The sequence below is a fragment of the Acidovorax sp. genome, from assembly GCF_046291265.1.
In the GTDB taxonomy this organism is placed as follows: Bacteria; Pseudomonadota; Gammaproteobacteria; order Burkholderiales; family Burkholderiaceae_C; genus Acidovorax.
This window is the reverse complement of the sequence record NZ_JBKBTV010000022.1, coordinates 1-13,831: the sequence shown is the minus strand read 5'-3', so window position 1 is coordinate 13,831 and position 13,831 is coordinate 1. Positions and strand designations below refer to the sequence as shown.

At 65.1% G+C, this 13,831-nt stretch carries 10 protein-coding genes; 7 read left to right on the top strand and 3 right to left on the bottom strand.

Translation table 11 applies throughout. The features are described 5' to 3' along the window. Nucleotides 1-201: 201 nt before the first annotated feature. Entirely contained in the window at nucleotides 202-4,224 is a 4,023-nt protein-coding gene (gene hrpA / locus ACK41V_RS10635; protein ID WP_409781888.1) for an ATP-dependent RNA helicase HrpA, read from the bottom strand. 513 nt (nucleotides 4,225-4,737) lie between these two features. Between hrpA and ACK41V_RS10630 the strand changes: the two genes are divergently transcribed. From ACK41V_RS10630 to ACK41V_RS10605, 6 genes are all read left to right on the top strand, one after another. Further along, nucleotides 4,738-4,983, top strand: coding sequence for a hypothetical protein (locus tag ACK41V_RS10630; protein ID WP_409781765.1), 246 nt, complete (start codon nucleotides 4,738-4,740; stop codon nucleotides 4,981-4,983). A 1-nt stretch (nucleotide 4,984) separates the two neighbouring features. Further along, the gene (locus tag ACK41V_RS10625) at nucleotides 4,985-7,090 is read left to right on the top strand and encodes an AAA family ATPase (RefSeq protein ID WP_409781762.1); all 2,106 of its coding nucleotides are present in this window, start codon (nucleotides 4,985-4,987) and stop codon (nucleotides 7,088-7,090) included. Between the two features lie 61 nt (nucleotides 7,091-7,151). Next, nucleotides 7,152-7,649, top strand: coding sequence for a hypothetical protein (locus ACK41V_RS10620; protein ID WP_409781760.1), 498 nt, complete (start codon nucleotides 7,152-7,154; stop codon nucleotides 7,647-7,649). Between the two features lie 85 nt (nucleotides 7,650-7,734). Further along, nucleotides 7,735-9,081: an amino-acid N-acetyltransferase gene (argA, locus tag ACK41V_RS10615; protein ID WP_409781757.1), complete on the top strand. Its 1,347-nt coding sequence runs from the start codon at nucleotides 7,735-7,737 to the stop codon at nucleotides 9,079-9,081. A gap of 91 nt (nucleotides 9,082-9,172) precedes the next feature. Continuing rightward, complete coding sequence (locus ACK41V_RS10610; protein WP_409781755.1) at nucleotides 9,173-10,105, top strand: bifunctional enoyl-CoA hydratase/phosphate acetyltransferase; 933 nt, start codon at nucleotides 9,173-9,175, stop codon at nucleotides 10,103-10,105. Further along, a complete protein-coding gene (locus tag ACK41V_RS10605; RefSeq protein ID WP_409781752.1) occupies nucleotides 10,102-11,217 on the top strand; it encodes an acetate/propionate family kinase in 1,116 nt (371 codons plus the stop codon). The genes ACK41V_RS10610 and ACK41V_RS10605 overlap by 4 nt, the downstream gene beginning before the upstream one ends. Before the next feature lie 131 nt (nucleotides 11,218-11,348). Here ACK41V_RS10605 and bla read toward each other — a convergent pair whose 3' ends face one another. After that, a complete protein-coding gene (bla, locus tag ACK41V_RS10600; protein WP_409781749.1) occupies nucleotides 11,349-12,242 on the bottom strand; it encodes a class A beta-lactamase in 894 nt (297 codons plus the stop codon). Nucleotides 12,243-12,358: 116 nt separating this feature from the next. Between bla and ACK41V_RS10595 the strand changes: the two genes are divergently transcribed. After that, the gene (locus ACK41V_RS10595; RefSeq protein WP_409781747.1) at nucleotides 12,359-13,252 is read left to right on the top strand and encodes a LysR family transcriptional regulator; all 894 of its coding nucleotides are present in this window, start codon (nucleotides 12,359-12,361) and stop codon (nucleotides 13,250-13,252) included. A gap of 64 nt (nucleotides 13,253-13,316) precedes the next feature. Here the strand turns inward: ACK41V_RS10595 and ACK41V_RS10590 are convergent. Further along, the coding region (locus tag ACK41V_RS10590; protein ID WP_409781744.1) for an HD-GYP domain-containing protein at nucleotides 13,317-13,831 on the bottom strand (515 nt) is incomplete at its 5' end.

The window sequence follows — 13,831 nt, the reverse complement described above, 5'->3', positions numbered from 1 at the left end:
ATCTCCTTAGGTAAAACGACAGCTTCGGCGGGATAGCACCCTCCGTTTGTAGGAGCGGATCGCACAAACCAGCCCGTCGACGGGCAATGGCGCCCGCCGACTGATGATGTACAGCCATTTCCTCCCGGAGTAGGTTCGCCAGAGCGCCTGGGCTACCATCGCCGCGGGCCGCTTTTCTCGTTTGCCCCGCGGTGCTGTCTGTCAGCTATTGACCTGCGCCCACAGCTTGTCCAGCCGCTTCACGCTCACCGGCTGCGGCGTGCGCAGCTCTTGCGCGAAGAAGCTCACGCGCAATTCTTCGAGCAGCCAGCGCAGCTCCTGCATTCGCGCGTCGACCGCGCCCTTGCGCTCGGCCACCAGGCGCCAGTAGCGCTGCTCTTGCGGGCGCAGTTCGGCCAGTTTGGTGGCGTCGCGGGCGGGGTCGGCGCGGTATTTGTCCAGCCGCAGCGTGATGGCTTTGAGATAGCGGGCGTAGTGGGCCAGCTGTGTCCACGGGGCCACGGCGATGAAGTTCTTGGGCATGAGGCGGGCCAGTTGCTGCTGGGCGTCTTGTGTGGCCTCCGGGGCGTTTTTGGTGTCCTTGATCTTGCGGACCGCCACGGCGTATTCAATCAGAATGGTGCTGGCCAGCCGCGCCACTTCATTGGCGATCAGCGTGAGGCGGCCCCGGCCCTCTTCCATGCGGCGCTTGAAGGCGAATTCGTCGGTGGGCAGCGGGTCGAGCAAAAAGGCACGGTCCAGTGCCACGTCGATGATCTGGGCGCGCAGCTCTTCTTGCGTGCCTCCGCCGGTGCCGTCTGCGTTGCGGCCCACCTGCATGTAGGCCACGGCCATTTTTTGCAGGTCGGGGATGTTCTTTTCCAGGTACTTGAGCGCGTCCTTGATCTGCAGCGCAAACAGGCGGCGCAGGCCCGCGCGGTGTTTGGCGGCGGCCACTTCGGGCTCGTCGAACACTTCGATGGTGACGGCGTCGCCCCCGTCGATGAGGGCGGGGAAGCCGATCAGCGTCTGGCCGGCCTTTTTGATCTCCATCAGCTCGGGCAGCTCGCCAAATGTCCAGGTGGTGTAGCGCTGGCCTGCGGGCGCCGCTGGTGCGGTGCTGGCGGGCGCCACTGGTTTGGCAGGTTGCGCGACGCCTTTTACTCCTGATTTAATAGCTGGTAGCGCTTTCCCATCAAGCGCTGGAGGCACTTTTGACTCTAAATTTTCAGCCGCTGCCGCAGTACCAGCCAACTTAAGCCCTGCCAGCGCCTGGAACGCCCCGCGCGCCTTGGCACCCCATTCGGCCTTGAGCGCACCCAGGTTGCGGCCATGGCCCAACTGGCGGCCGTGTTCATCGACCACGCGGAAGTTCATGAACAGGTGGGGGCTGAGCATGTCGAGCTTGAAGTCGGCGCGCTTCACGTCCAGCGATGTTTCGTCGCGCACTTGCTTCAGCAACACGTCGGTCAGGCTGCCCGTGCCAAAACGCTCGGGCGTACCCAGCAGCGCGGCCAGCCGCGTGGCGGATTCGGGCAGCGGCACAAAGCGGCTGCGTGGGCGCTGGTGCAGGCTTTTGAGCAGGGCCTGGATTTTGTCCTTGAGCATGCCGGGGACCAACCATTCGCAGCGCTCGTCGTTTACCTGGTTGAGCACGAACAGCGGGATGGTCACGGTGATGCCGTCGCGCGCATCGCCGGGCTCGTGCAGGTAGGTGGCGGCGCAGTCCACGCCGCCCAAGCGCACGGTTTTGGGAAATGCGTTGGTGGTGATGCCAGCGGCCTCGTGGCGCATCAGCTCGTCGCGGGTGAGCTTGAGCAGCTCCGGTTGCTTTTTGGACTCTTCGCGGTACCAAGCCTCAAAGCTGTGGCCGCTGCACACCTCGGGCGGCAGTTGCTGGTCGTAGAAGGCGTAGATCAGCTCGTCGTCCACCAGCACGTCCTGGCGGCGCGACTTGTGCTCCAGCTCTTCGACCTTGGCAATGAGCTTTTGGTTGGCGGCCAGAAAAGACAGCTTGGTCTCCCAATTGCCGCCCACCATAGCCTCACGGATGAAAATTTCGCGCGCTGCGTGCGGATCGATCTTGCCGAAGTTGATGCGGCGGTTGTTGTAAACCACGATGCCGTAGAGCGTGGCGCGCTCCAGGGCCACCACTTCGGCAGATTTCTTTTCCCAGTGCGGGTCGAGCAGTTGCTTGCGCAACAGATGCCCGCCCATCTGCTCCAGCCACTGCGGTTCGATGGCGGCAATGCCCCGGCCAAACAGGCGCGTGGTTTCCACCAGCTCGGACGCAATGATCCAGCGGCCGGGCTTCTTGCTCAGGTGCGCGCCGGGGTGCTTGTAGAACTTGATGCCACGCGCGCCCAGGTACCAGTCTTCCTCTTCGCTTTTAAAGCCCACGTTGCCCAGCAGACCGGCCAGCATGGACAGGTGCAGTTGCTCGTAGCTGGCCGGCTGGGTGTTGATTTGCCACTTGTGTTCAGTCACCACCGTGAGCAGCTGGGTGTGAATGTCGCGCCATTCGCGCAGGCGGCGGATGCTGATGAAGTTCTGGCGCAGCAACTGCTCGTACTGGCGGTTGCTGAGCTTGTGGGTGGCCGCTGGTGCGGCGACGGTTGCGTTGGCCGCGGATGCAGCACTGGGTGGCGCCTCCACAGGACTTCGGCCACTGCTGCGCTGCGCCACTGGCAAGAAGGCCTGCGAGGGCGCTTTCTGCGCCGCCATGGCTTTTTGGGCACGGGCCGATGGCAGGCTGGGTGCCCCGCCCCGGGCCTCGTTGATCCACTTCCATAGCTTGAGGTAGCCGCTGAACTCACTCTTGTCGTCGTCAAACTTGGCGTGGGCCTGGTCGGCCTGCTGCTGCGCCTCCATGGGCCGGTCGCGCACGTCCTGCACGCTGAGCGCGCTGGCAATGATGAGCACTTCGTCCAGCGCCTTGCGGTCGCGGGCTTCCAGAATCATGCGACCCACGCGCGGGTCCAGCGGCAGGCGCGACAGCGCCACGCCCATGGGGGTCAGTTCGTTGGCGTCGTCCACAGCGCCCAGCTCGCCGAGCAGCTGGTAGCCGTCGGCAATGGCCCGGCCCGACGGGGCCTCGATGAACGGAAACTGCACCACGTCGCCCAGGTGCAGCGACTTCATGCGCAGGATGACCCCCGCCAGCGAGCTGCGCAGGATCTCAGGGTCGGTAAAACGCGGGCGGCCGTTGAAGCCTGCTTCGTCGTACAGCCGAATGCAGATGCCGTTGGCCACGCGCCCGCAGCGCCCGGCGCGCTGGTTGGCAGCGGCCTGGCTGATGGGCTCCACCAGCAATTGCTCTACCTTGCTTCTAAAACTGTAGCGCTTGACGCGCGCTGTGCCTGCGTCGATGACGTATCGGACGCCTGGCACGGTGAGCGAAGTCTCGGCCACGTTGGTGGCCAGCACAATGCGGCGGCCCGTGTGTCCGTCAAAAATGCGGTCCTGCTCGGCCTGCGACAGGCGTGCAAACAGGGGCAGCACCTCGGCGTTGCGCATCACGGGCTGGTGCGCCAGGTGCTTGCGCAGGTGGTCGGCCGCTTCCCGGATTTCGCGCTCGCCAGGCAGAAAGACCAGGATGTCGCCCGCCGCATTGCCCTGCCACAGCTCGTCCACACCATCGGCAATGGCCTCGTTCAGGCCGTAGTCGCGGCTGTCTTCAAACGGACGGTAGCGCTGCTCGACCGGGAAGGTGCGGCCCGACACCATGATGACGGGCGCGGGGCCCTTGGCGCTTTCGAAATGCTTGGCAAACCGGTCAGCGTCGATGGTCGCCGAGGTGACGATGACCTTCAAGTCTGGTCGGCGCGGCAGGATCTGGCGGATGTACCCCAGCAAAAAGTCGATGTTCAGGCTGCGTTCGTGCGCCTCGTCAATGATGATGGTGTCGTAGTTTTTGAGCAGCGGGTCGGTCTGTGTCTCGGCCAGCAAGATGCCGTCGGTCATCAGCTTGACGGAGGCATCGCGGCTAAGGCGGTCCTGAAACCGCACCTTGAAACCCACCACATCCCCCAGTGGCGTGTTCAGCTCTTCGGCAATGCGCTTGGCCACGCTGCTGGCGGCAATGCGGCGCGGCTGGGTGTGGCCGATGAGCTGGCCTTTTTGACCTGGCTTGGCGTTGCACTTGCCCCGGCCCAGCGCCAGCGCAATCTTGGGCAGCTGCGTGGTTTTGCCGGAGCCCGTTTCACCACACACGATGATGACCTGGTGCTTGCTGATGGCCTCCATGATCTCTTCGCGCTTGCCCGACACGGGCAACGATTCGGGAAATGTGATGCGCAGCCGCGCGGGCAAAGCTGAGATTGCGGGTGAGGCGGATGTCGGTGTGGGGGTGCTGGAAGGCTCAGGCAAACGCGAATCAGAAGAAGACATAGGCCCGCATTATCCGTAGCGGCACCCTGCCCCCTGGGCCACACCTGTGCTTTTGGTGCGACATTTTTCGGCGATTGCTGCGTTTTCAGCGCTTTTCGTTGCCAAAGCCCACAAGGGCCGCCAAAATCGCGGCCATTCTTCGCAAGCCCTCACACAGCGCCACCCTTGGCGCGCGGCCCGAACGAACCCCTGGAGGTCCCCCGACATGTCTGCCTTTTACACCGCACCCGTCTGACCACAGTCCACCGCCCCGGCTGGACTGTGCACACACAGTTCAGCCATGGCAAATGCACCCGCGCACCCTTTCACGCGCTCCGCAAGCCCTGGCCCTATTGCCGGGGTTTTTTGTTTGTGGAGTACGTGCACACCATGAGTGCCAAAAAATTGTCTCGGGCGTACGCCCAGGGTGGGCTTAAAAAGCTGCGTCGCATGAAAGCGCCCCTGGTCCTGACGCTCGAAGCCTCGGGTCCACCCCGAAACCCTGTGGCCGCCGCGCTGGCCCAGCGCAGCCTGTCGAGTGCGGCAGGCAAACACATCCGAACCCGTGGGGCCCAGCGCCGTGCGGACAACGTCGCCCTGCGCAAGGCGATCCAGAACCCTTTTTCGAACGATTGATATGAATCCATTCAACAACCCGCTGCCGTCCCACCCGCGGCATCCCACTCCGCACCCGGTGCTGGCTGGTGGTCCGCTTCCACCAGACATGCCGTACCCAGCGCCGGTACGTGCCCAGGCGGCGGGGCCCACCACGGCCCTTGCCAGCAGTGCCGAGCTGGCCCAGCGCCAGCACGCATTGACTGCCGCTGCCCAGCAACTGAAAGCCGAGCTGTTCGGCATTGACGACGTGATCGACCGCGTAGTCGATGCCATCCGCGCCTGGTATGTGCTGCCCCAACTCATCACCCGGCCGGTCATCGTGTGCCTATGGGGCCTGACCGGCACAGGCAAGACACAGCTCACCCGGCGCCTGGCGCAATTGCTGGGCTTTTACGACCGTTTTGTCGAAGTGCAGATGGACGGCTTCAGCCACGGGGCCAGCTACCGCAGCTCCACCATCTCGGGCATGCTGGGCGACTCGGGCATTCACGAAGGCGCACCGGGCATGCTGGTGTTGGACGAATTTCAGCGCTTTCGCACCGTGAACCGCAAAGGTGAAGAGGTGAAGGTGGAGCGTTATCAGGACGTGTGGACGCTGCTGTCCGACGGGCGCCTGCCCCCTGCGCTCAGCGCGTTGTCCAACATCGAGCGCAAGCTGGCCGATGCGCACTACGAGGCGGAACGCGCCGAGGACAACGACGATGAGCGTGCAGGCAAGAAGCCCTACCGCTTTCAGCTGGACGCGTGGGACGCACAAGAACTCAAACGCATGCTCAAGCTCTCAGAGCCCCTGGCCGAGATCATGTTGTGGCCGCCCGCCAAGGTGCAGGCGCTGTTTGCCAGCTTTCAGCAATCGAGCCACGCGTGGGAGACCGACTACAGCAAGCTGCTGGTGTTTGTCTGCGGCAACCTCGACGAGATGTACCACGAGACCGCGCAACGTGTGGAAGACTGCGACACCGATGCCGACATCTTTCACCGCCTCACACGCAAACTCTCGCTCATCGATGTGAAGAAGGCGCTGGGTGAGCGCTTCAAGCCCGAGCAGATAGCACGGCTGGGCAATGAGCATGTCGTCTACCCCTCGTTCAGCAAGGCGACGTACGAGCATCTCATCCGCAACCTGTGCGCACGCTATGTAGACGACATTGCCGCGCAGTGCGGCGTGCGTTTTGCCATTGGGCAGGACGTGCTGGACGAGCTGTATGCCAACGCGGTGTTCCCTGCGCAAGGCACCCGACCGCTGTTTTCATCGGTGCACGCCATCTTGAGCGCCAACCTGGTCAACGCCGCGCTCTGGGTGATGCAGGAGCAGCTTCCACTCGCGCAAGAGTTCGCCATCCACTTGGCGCCCGACAAGCGGCATCTGCTGGTGCAGGGCCAAGGGCCAGAAGGCGTGGCGCAGGCTGCGTTTCCTGTCACGCTGGAGCTGAACCGGCTCAAGCAACGGGCCAATGCGGACTTTCGCGCGCTGCTGGCGGTGCACGAGGCCGGCCACGGTCTGGCCTACTGCGTGCTGTTCGGCCACGCACCGCAAGAGGTGAAGATCAACATTGCGTCGTTCGAGGGCGGGTACAACAGCTTCTCCAGCCTCAAAGCCACCACGCGGCAGAACGCTCTGGACATGATGTGTGTCGGTCTGGCCGGTCGGGTGGCAGAGGAGCTGGTGTTTGGCGAAATGGCCTGCACCACCGGGGCCGAGCAGGACTTCAAGCAGGTGACGGCCGAGGCGGCGCGCTACATCCGCCACCACGGCTTTGGTGCACGACTGGCGCGCACCGACGTCACGGTGGAGATGGACAACCATGTGAACACCGACGTGGGCCCGAGCAACGAAGCCATTGAAGCCCTGATGCAGCAGCAATACCAGCGCGCCCAGACGCTGCTGGAGACCCACCGCGAAGCCCTGGGCCGCACGGTGGACGCGTTGCTGGAGCACGGCACCATTGCGCCGTTAGAGATGGTGGCACTGCTCAAACACTGCGGCATTGCACTGGCAGCCCCCTCGGGTGCCGCTGGCACGCTGCCGGAAGAAGGTTTGGTGCTGGAGCCGTTCGGGGCCAAACTCAGCGCGTTTCTCGCACGTGGGTCGGGATCGGGATCGGTCCAGCCTTGCAGAAAGTGACACACAGCCATGCAACGCTCGCACCATCGCCGCATCGGGATACAACCCACCAAGGAACACCATGGCCAGCGGGTTTTCTGAATCTCCCGACGGACTGCGCTACGCGGAGCACATCTCGGCGCCGATGCGGCTCTTTGTGGGCATCATCGGCCTGTGCATGTTCCTGATTCCTGTGCCCTTTGTGATGCACGCCAGCGCCCAGACCCCCTGGCCACACCTGCTGCTGGCTGCAGCCTGTGTGCTGGCGGCCTGCGCCATGGGCGTGCTTTTTTTGGTGATCGCTTTGGCGCGGGTGCTGACGCTGCAATTCGACGCCGCTGGGCGCCGTGTTCTGCGCACCTCGCGCTGGCCGCTGGATTCGCGCCATGCGCCCATTGGCTTTGATCGCTTTGCACCACCCGATATTCTGGAACGTGCCTCGGAAGACGGCCCCAACTACGTGCTGAGCCTGGCAGTACATGGCGAGCGCCCCATGCACCTGGGCGGTTTTGACCAACGGGAAGATGCAGAACGCTGGCGTGGCCGTATCGCAGCACTGTTGGAAGGCCATCGCAGCTGAGCCACGTTACAGAACGCTGTGTCTCTAAGGACACTTATCATTCGCTCCTCACGCATTACCACCACCGCCCCACCCGCCCCCTTCCATGTCCGCTGTCTTCAATTTCACCTTCGTCCCCTGGTTCCGCTCGGTAGCGCCCTACATCCACAAGTTCCGCAACCAGACCTTTGTTATCGGACTGACGGGTGAAGCCATTGCGGCGGGCAAGCTGCACAACATTGCGCAGGACTTGGCGCTCATCCAGGCCATGGGTGTGCGCATCGTGCTGGTGCATGGCTTTCGCCCGCAGGTAAACGAGCAACTGGCGGCCAAGGGGCATGCGGCCAAGTATTCGCACGGCATCCGCATCACTGATTCGGTGGCGCTGGACTGCGCGCAAGAGGCTGCGGGCCAGCTGCGTTATGAGATTGAGGCGGCTTTCAGCCAGGGCCTGCCCAACACACCCATGGCGGGCGCCACGGTGCGTGTCATCTCGGGCAACTTTCTGACTGCGCGGCCCGTGGGCATCGTGGACGGGGTGGACTTTCAGCACTCGGGCCTGGTGCGCAAGGTGGACGTGGCGGGCATCCAGCGCACGCTGGACATGGGCGCGCTGGTACTGCTGTCGCCGTTTGGTTTTTCGCCCACTGGCGAAGCCTTCAACCTGAGCATGGAAGAAGTGGCGACCAGCGTGGCCATCGAGATGCGGGCCGATAAGCTGATCTTCTTGAGCGAAGTGCAAGGCATTCGCATGTTGCCCGGCGAGCCCGAGAGCGAAGAAAACCCCATCGACACCGAGTTGCCGCTGGCGGCAGCCCAGGCGCTGCTGGCCACCTTGCCTACCGCGCAAACCCCCACCGACACGGGTTTTTACCTGCAGCACTGCGTGAAGGCCTGCAAGGCCGGCGTGGAACGCAGCCACATCCTGCCGTTTGCGGTGGATGGGTCGCTGCTGCTGGAGGTGTATGTGCACGACGGCATCGGCACCATGGTGATCGACGAAAAACTCGAAGAACTGCGCGAAGCCACCATTGACGATGTGGGCGGCATCCTGCAGCTGATCGAGCCCTTCGAGAACGATGGAACGCTGGTCAAACGCGACCGTACCGAGATTGAACGCGACATCGCCGCCTACACCATCATCGAACACGACGGCGTGATCTTTGGCTGCGCGGCGCTCTACCCCTACCCAGAGTCCAAGACAGCCGAGATGGCCGCCGTCACCGTGTCGCCGCAAAGCCAGGGCACGGGCGATGGCGAGAAGCTGCTCAAGCGCATCGAGCAGCGCGCCCGGGCTGCCGGGCTGGACAGCATCTTCGTCCTGACCACACGCACCATGCACTGGTTCATCAAGCGCGGCTTTCAGCCCGCCGACCCCGACTGGCTGCCCGAGGCGCGCAAGCGCAAGTACAACTGGGACCGGCGCAGCCAGGTGCTGGTGAAAAAGCTCTGATCGCGCCCCTGCCACGCCGGGCGTAGAGACGGTGTCCGCTTGCGCCCCCATTCCCCAGCGCCCCTTTCTCCTCCAACCGTGGTGACCCCCGATGAACAGCTTTGATGCCGACACCCTGCTGACCCGTTGCCGCACGCTGGCGCCAGCGCGCACGGCCATCGTCCACGCGGTCAGCGCCAATGTGCTGCAGGCAGCGCGCGAGGCCCACGAGGCCGGGCTGATCACCCCCGTGCTGGTGGGGCCCGCCACGCGCACCCGCGAGGCCGCCGAAGCGGCGGGCGTGGACATCTCAGCCTGGGAACTGGTCGACGCCGAGCACAGCCACGACGCGGCCGCAAAGGCAGTGGCAATGGCCGCGGCGCGCGAGGTCGATGCGCTGATGAAGGGCTCGCTGCATTCCGACGAGCTGATGGCCGCCGTGGTGAAGAGCGACGCCGGCCTGCGCACCGAGCGGCGCATCTCCCACGCCTTCCTGATCGACCAGGAAAGCTATTCCAAGGCCTTCATCATCACCGACGCGGCGGTGAACATTGCGCCCGACCTGGCCACCAAGGTCGACATCGTGCAGAACGCCGTCGATCTCTGGCATGCGCTGTTCGGCGCCGACATCCTGCCCAAGGTGGCGGTGCTGGCGGCGGTAGAGACCGTCAGCCCGAAGATGATAGCCACGCTCGATGCCGCTGCCCTGTGCAAGATGGCCGACCGGGGCCAGATCACGGGCTGCCTGATCGACGGGCCGCTGGCCTTCGACAATGCGATCAGCGTGGAGGCGGCCCGCACCAAGGGCATCGTCTCCGAGGTCGCGGGCAACGCCGACATCCTGCTGGTGCCCAACATCGAGGCGGGCAACATGCTGGCCAAGCAGCTCATCTTTCTGAGTGGTGCCGAGGCCGCCGGCATCGTGCTGGGCGCGCGCGTGCCCATCATCCTGACCAGCCGCGCCGACAGCCAGCGGGCCCGCCTGCTGTCGTGCGCCGTGGCTCTGCTGCTGGCCCATGCCCGCAGCACGGGGCTGATCAAATGAAGAAGGCCACCCCGGTGCTGCTGGTGCTGAACGTCGGCTCGTCCAGCATCAAGTTCCAGGTGTTCGAGCGCGAGTCGCTCGCCGTGCTGATGGCCGGCAAGGTGACCGGCATCGGCACCAGCGCGCAACTGTCGGCCACCCTGGCCGGGGCCGAGGCGCCGCTGCGCACGCCCTTGCCTGCGGCCGACCACGACACCGCCATGGCGGCCGTGATCGCGCTGATCGACCAGCACGACGACGGCTGGCACCTGGCGGCCGTGGTGCACCGGGTGGTGCATGGCGGTGCGGACTTCCGCGCGCCGGTGCTCGTCACGCCCGACATCGTGGCCCGGCTCCAGGCGCTGGCCCCGCTGGCGCCCCTGCACCAGCCGCACAACCTGGCCGGCATTGCAGCGTCAGAGCGCCTGGCCAGCCATGCGCTGGACATCGCCTGCTTCGACACCGCCTTCCATGCGCGCATAGACCCGCTGTTCCAGACCTTTGCGCTGCCCCAGGCGCTGCGCGCCCAGGGCGTGCGCCGCTACGGCTTCCACGGCCTGTCGTACGAATGGCTGGCGCACGAGATCGCCCGCACCCGCCCCGAACTGCGCGAGGCCCGCGTGGTGGCCGCGCACCTGGGCAATGGTGCCAGCCTGTGCGCCATGCACGCAGGCCGCAGCGTCGACACCACCATGGGCATGACCGCGCTCGATGGCCTGCCCATGGGCACGCGCAGCGGCGCCATCGATGCGGGTGCCGTCATCTACCTGCAGCGAGAACTGGGGATGGATTCCGCGCAGGTTGAGCACACCCTGTACCAGGAGTCGGGCCTCAAGGGCCTGTCCGGCGTCAGCAGCGACATGCAGGCTCTGCTGGCCAGCGCCGACCCGCAGGCGGCCTTTGCGGTCGACTACTTCGCGCTGAAGGTGGCGCAGTACACGGCCATGCTGGCCGTGTCCCTGGGCGGGCTCGATGCCCTGGTGTTCACCGGTGGCATCGGCGAGAACGCCGAGCCGGTGCGCGCCGCGGTGCTGGCGCGGCTGCAGATGCTGGGCCGCTTCGAGACCCTGGTCATCGCAGCCAACGAAGAGAAGATGATGGCCCTGCACGCAAAACATTTGCTGCCCCCCTGAGGCGCTGCGCGCCATCCCCCCAGGGGACGCCCCCAGTGCGGCGGGGCGGCCCTTGCACGGGGGCACTGGCATTGGGCGCGCCAGTTTCAAAGCGCTCGCGAAGTGCAGCCAGCAGTAGCGGATAGGCACACTTACGCTGCCAGCGCCCATTGCGCCACCAGCGCGCCAATCTCTGCCATGGCGGCATCGCGCTGCTCGGGCGGCGCCTCGCCCCCGGTCAGGTAGCAGCTCACCACGATGGGCTTGCGCGCTGGCGGCCAGAACACGCCCGCGTCATTGCTGGTGCCGCGCGATGCGGTGCCGGTCTTCTCCCCCGCCTTCCAGCCCTCGGGCAGGCGGGCGCGCAGGCGCTTGTCGCCCGTCTTGTTGCCCAGCAGCCAGCCCTGCAGCTTCTCGCGCGAGGCCGGTGACAGGGCTTCGCCCAGGGCCAGCGCCTGGATGCAGTGCACCATGGCCACGGGCGTGGTGGTGTCGCGCGGGTCGCCCGGCCTGGCCTCGTTGAGTTCGGGCTCGATGCGGTCCAGCCGCGTGATGCTGTCGCCCAGCGAGCGCACATAGGCCGTGAGCGCGGGTGGGCCGCCGTTGCTGGCCAACAGCAGGTTGGCGGCGGTGTTGTCGCTCAGGGTCATGGTGCCGGCGCACAGCTCTTCCACCGTGAGACCGGCGCCATCGGCGTGCGGCTCGGTCACGGGCGAGTAGGTCACCAGGTCTTTTTTGGTGTAGGTGATGCGCCGGTCCAGCTTGTCGTGGCCCTGGTCCACGCGGCGCAGGGTCTGCGCGGCCAGCAGCAGCTTGAAGGTGCTGGCCATGGGAAAGCGCTCTCCCCCCCGGTGCGCGATCTGCCGGCCGGTATGGGTATCGAGCGCGGCCACGCCCACGCGGCCACCCACGCTGGCCTCGATGCGTTTCAGGTCGGCCAGCCAAGCGATGTCGGCCGCAGAGCCACTGTTTTTCTGCGGGCTGGTCTGGGCCATGGTGGCCAGAGGGATCAGGCCGATGGCGGCCACAAAGTTGCGTCGTTGCATTTTTCTACCTTTAAGGTGGGTGTCGGAATGGGTGCAACGATACCGGTGGCACGCCCGGAGCACCATCGACAATAATCGGCACGAGACCCAAGAAAAACTTATCCCTATCGACCACCATGCACCTGCCCCTTAACGCCCTGCGCGCCTTTGAGGCATCGGCCCGCCAGCTGAACCTGACCCGTGCAGCCGCCGAACTGCATGTGACCCAAACGGCGGTCAGCCAGCACATCCGCAACCTGGAAGAGCGTTTGGGCAAGCCGCTGTTCCGCCGCTTACCGCGTGGGCTGGCACTGACGGACGAGGGACAGGCGCTGCTGCCGGTGGTGACGGAGTCGTTTACCAACCTGGCGCGCGCCCTGGAAAAGTTGGGCGACACCCGCCCGCGCGAGGTGCTGACCGTGGGCGCCGTCGGCACCTTTGCCGTGGGCTGGCTGCTGCCCCGGCTGCGTGATTTTCAGCAAGCCTGTCCGTTTGTGGACCTGCGCCTGCTCACGCACAACAACCGCGTGGACATGGCGGGCGAAGGGCTGGACTACGCGATCCGCTTTGGCGATGGCGCCTGGCACGGCACGCATGCCGAGCGAATCATGGACGCCCCCATGTCCGTCATGTGCGCTCCGTCCCTAGCCCATGGACTGCGCACGGCGGCCGACCTGGCGCGGCAACCCCTGCTGCGCAGCTACCGCGCGGATGAATGGGCCGCCTGGTTTGAAGCCGCAGGCGCTCCTTCCCCCGTGGTGCGCGGCGCCGTTTTCGACTCGTCGCTGACGCTGGCCGAAGCCGCTGCCCAAGGCGCTGGCATGGCGTTGCTGCCGGTGACGATGTTCACGCGCGAACTGCAGCAAGGTCGGCTGGTGCAGCCGTTTGCGCAAGAACTGCGGCAAGGTTCGTACTGGCTGACGCGCTTGCAGTCGCGCCCGGTGACCGACGCGATGACGGCCTTCAGTGCCTGGCTGGGCGCACAGCAGACGGGGCCAGATGCCAAAATTTTGAATGAAATTGGCCTCTAGCGCTTATCTATCAATCGCTAGTAGCTATAATTTTAGGAGCAAACCAAGATGGATGCGTGCGACTTCAGCCGCGCACCGCCAGCGCCAGAACCTCTGGCCCTACCTCATCCACCTGCTGGGGCTCCAGAAACTCCTGCCCGTACCGCAGGTACACGCCTTCTCGCACAAACACCTCGAACAGCTCAGGATCGATGTGGCCGTTGTCGCGCATCTTGCACATGATGGCCAGCGCCTGCGACAGGGTCATGCCGCTTTTGTAGGGCCTGTCTGCGGCTGTCAGCGCTTCAAAGATGTCGGCAATGCCCATCATGCGGGCCTGCAGCGACATCTGGTCGCGCGTGAGGCCACGCGGGTAGCCCTTGCCGTCCATGCGCTCGTGGTGGCCGCCTGCGTATTCGGGCACGTTTTTGAGGTGGCGTGGCCAAGGCAGCGTCTCCAGCATCTTGATGGTGGCGACGATGTGGTAATTGATGGTGTCGCGCTCGGCCTGGTTCAAGGTGCCTGAGCGGATGGTGAGGTTCTCCACCTCTTCAGCGCTTAAAAAGCTCGTCTGCACGCCCTGCGGGTTGCGCCAGTGGC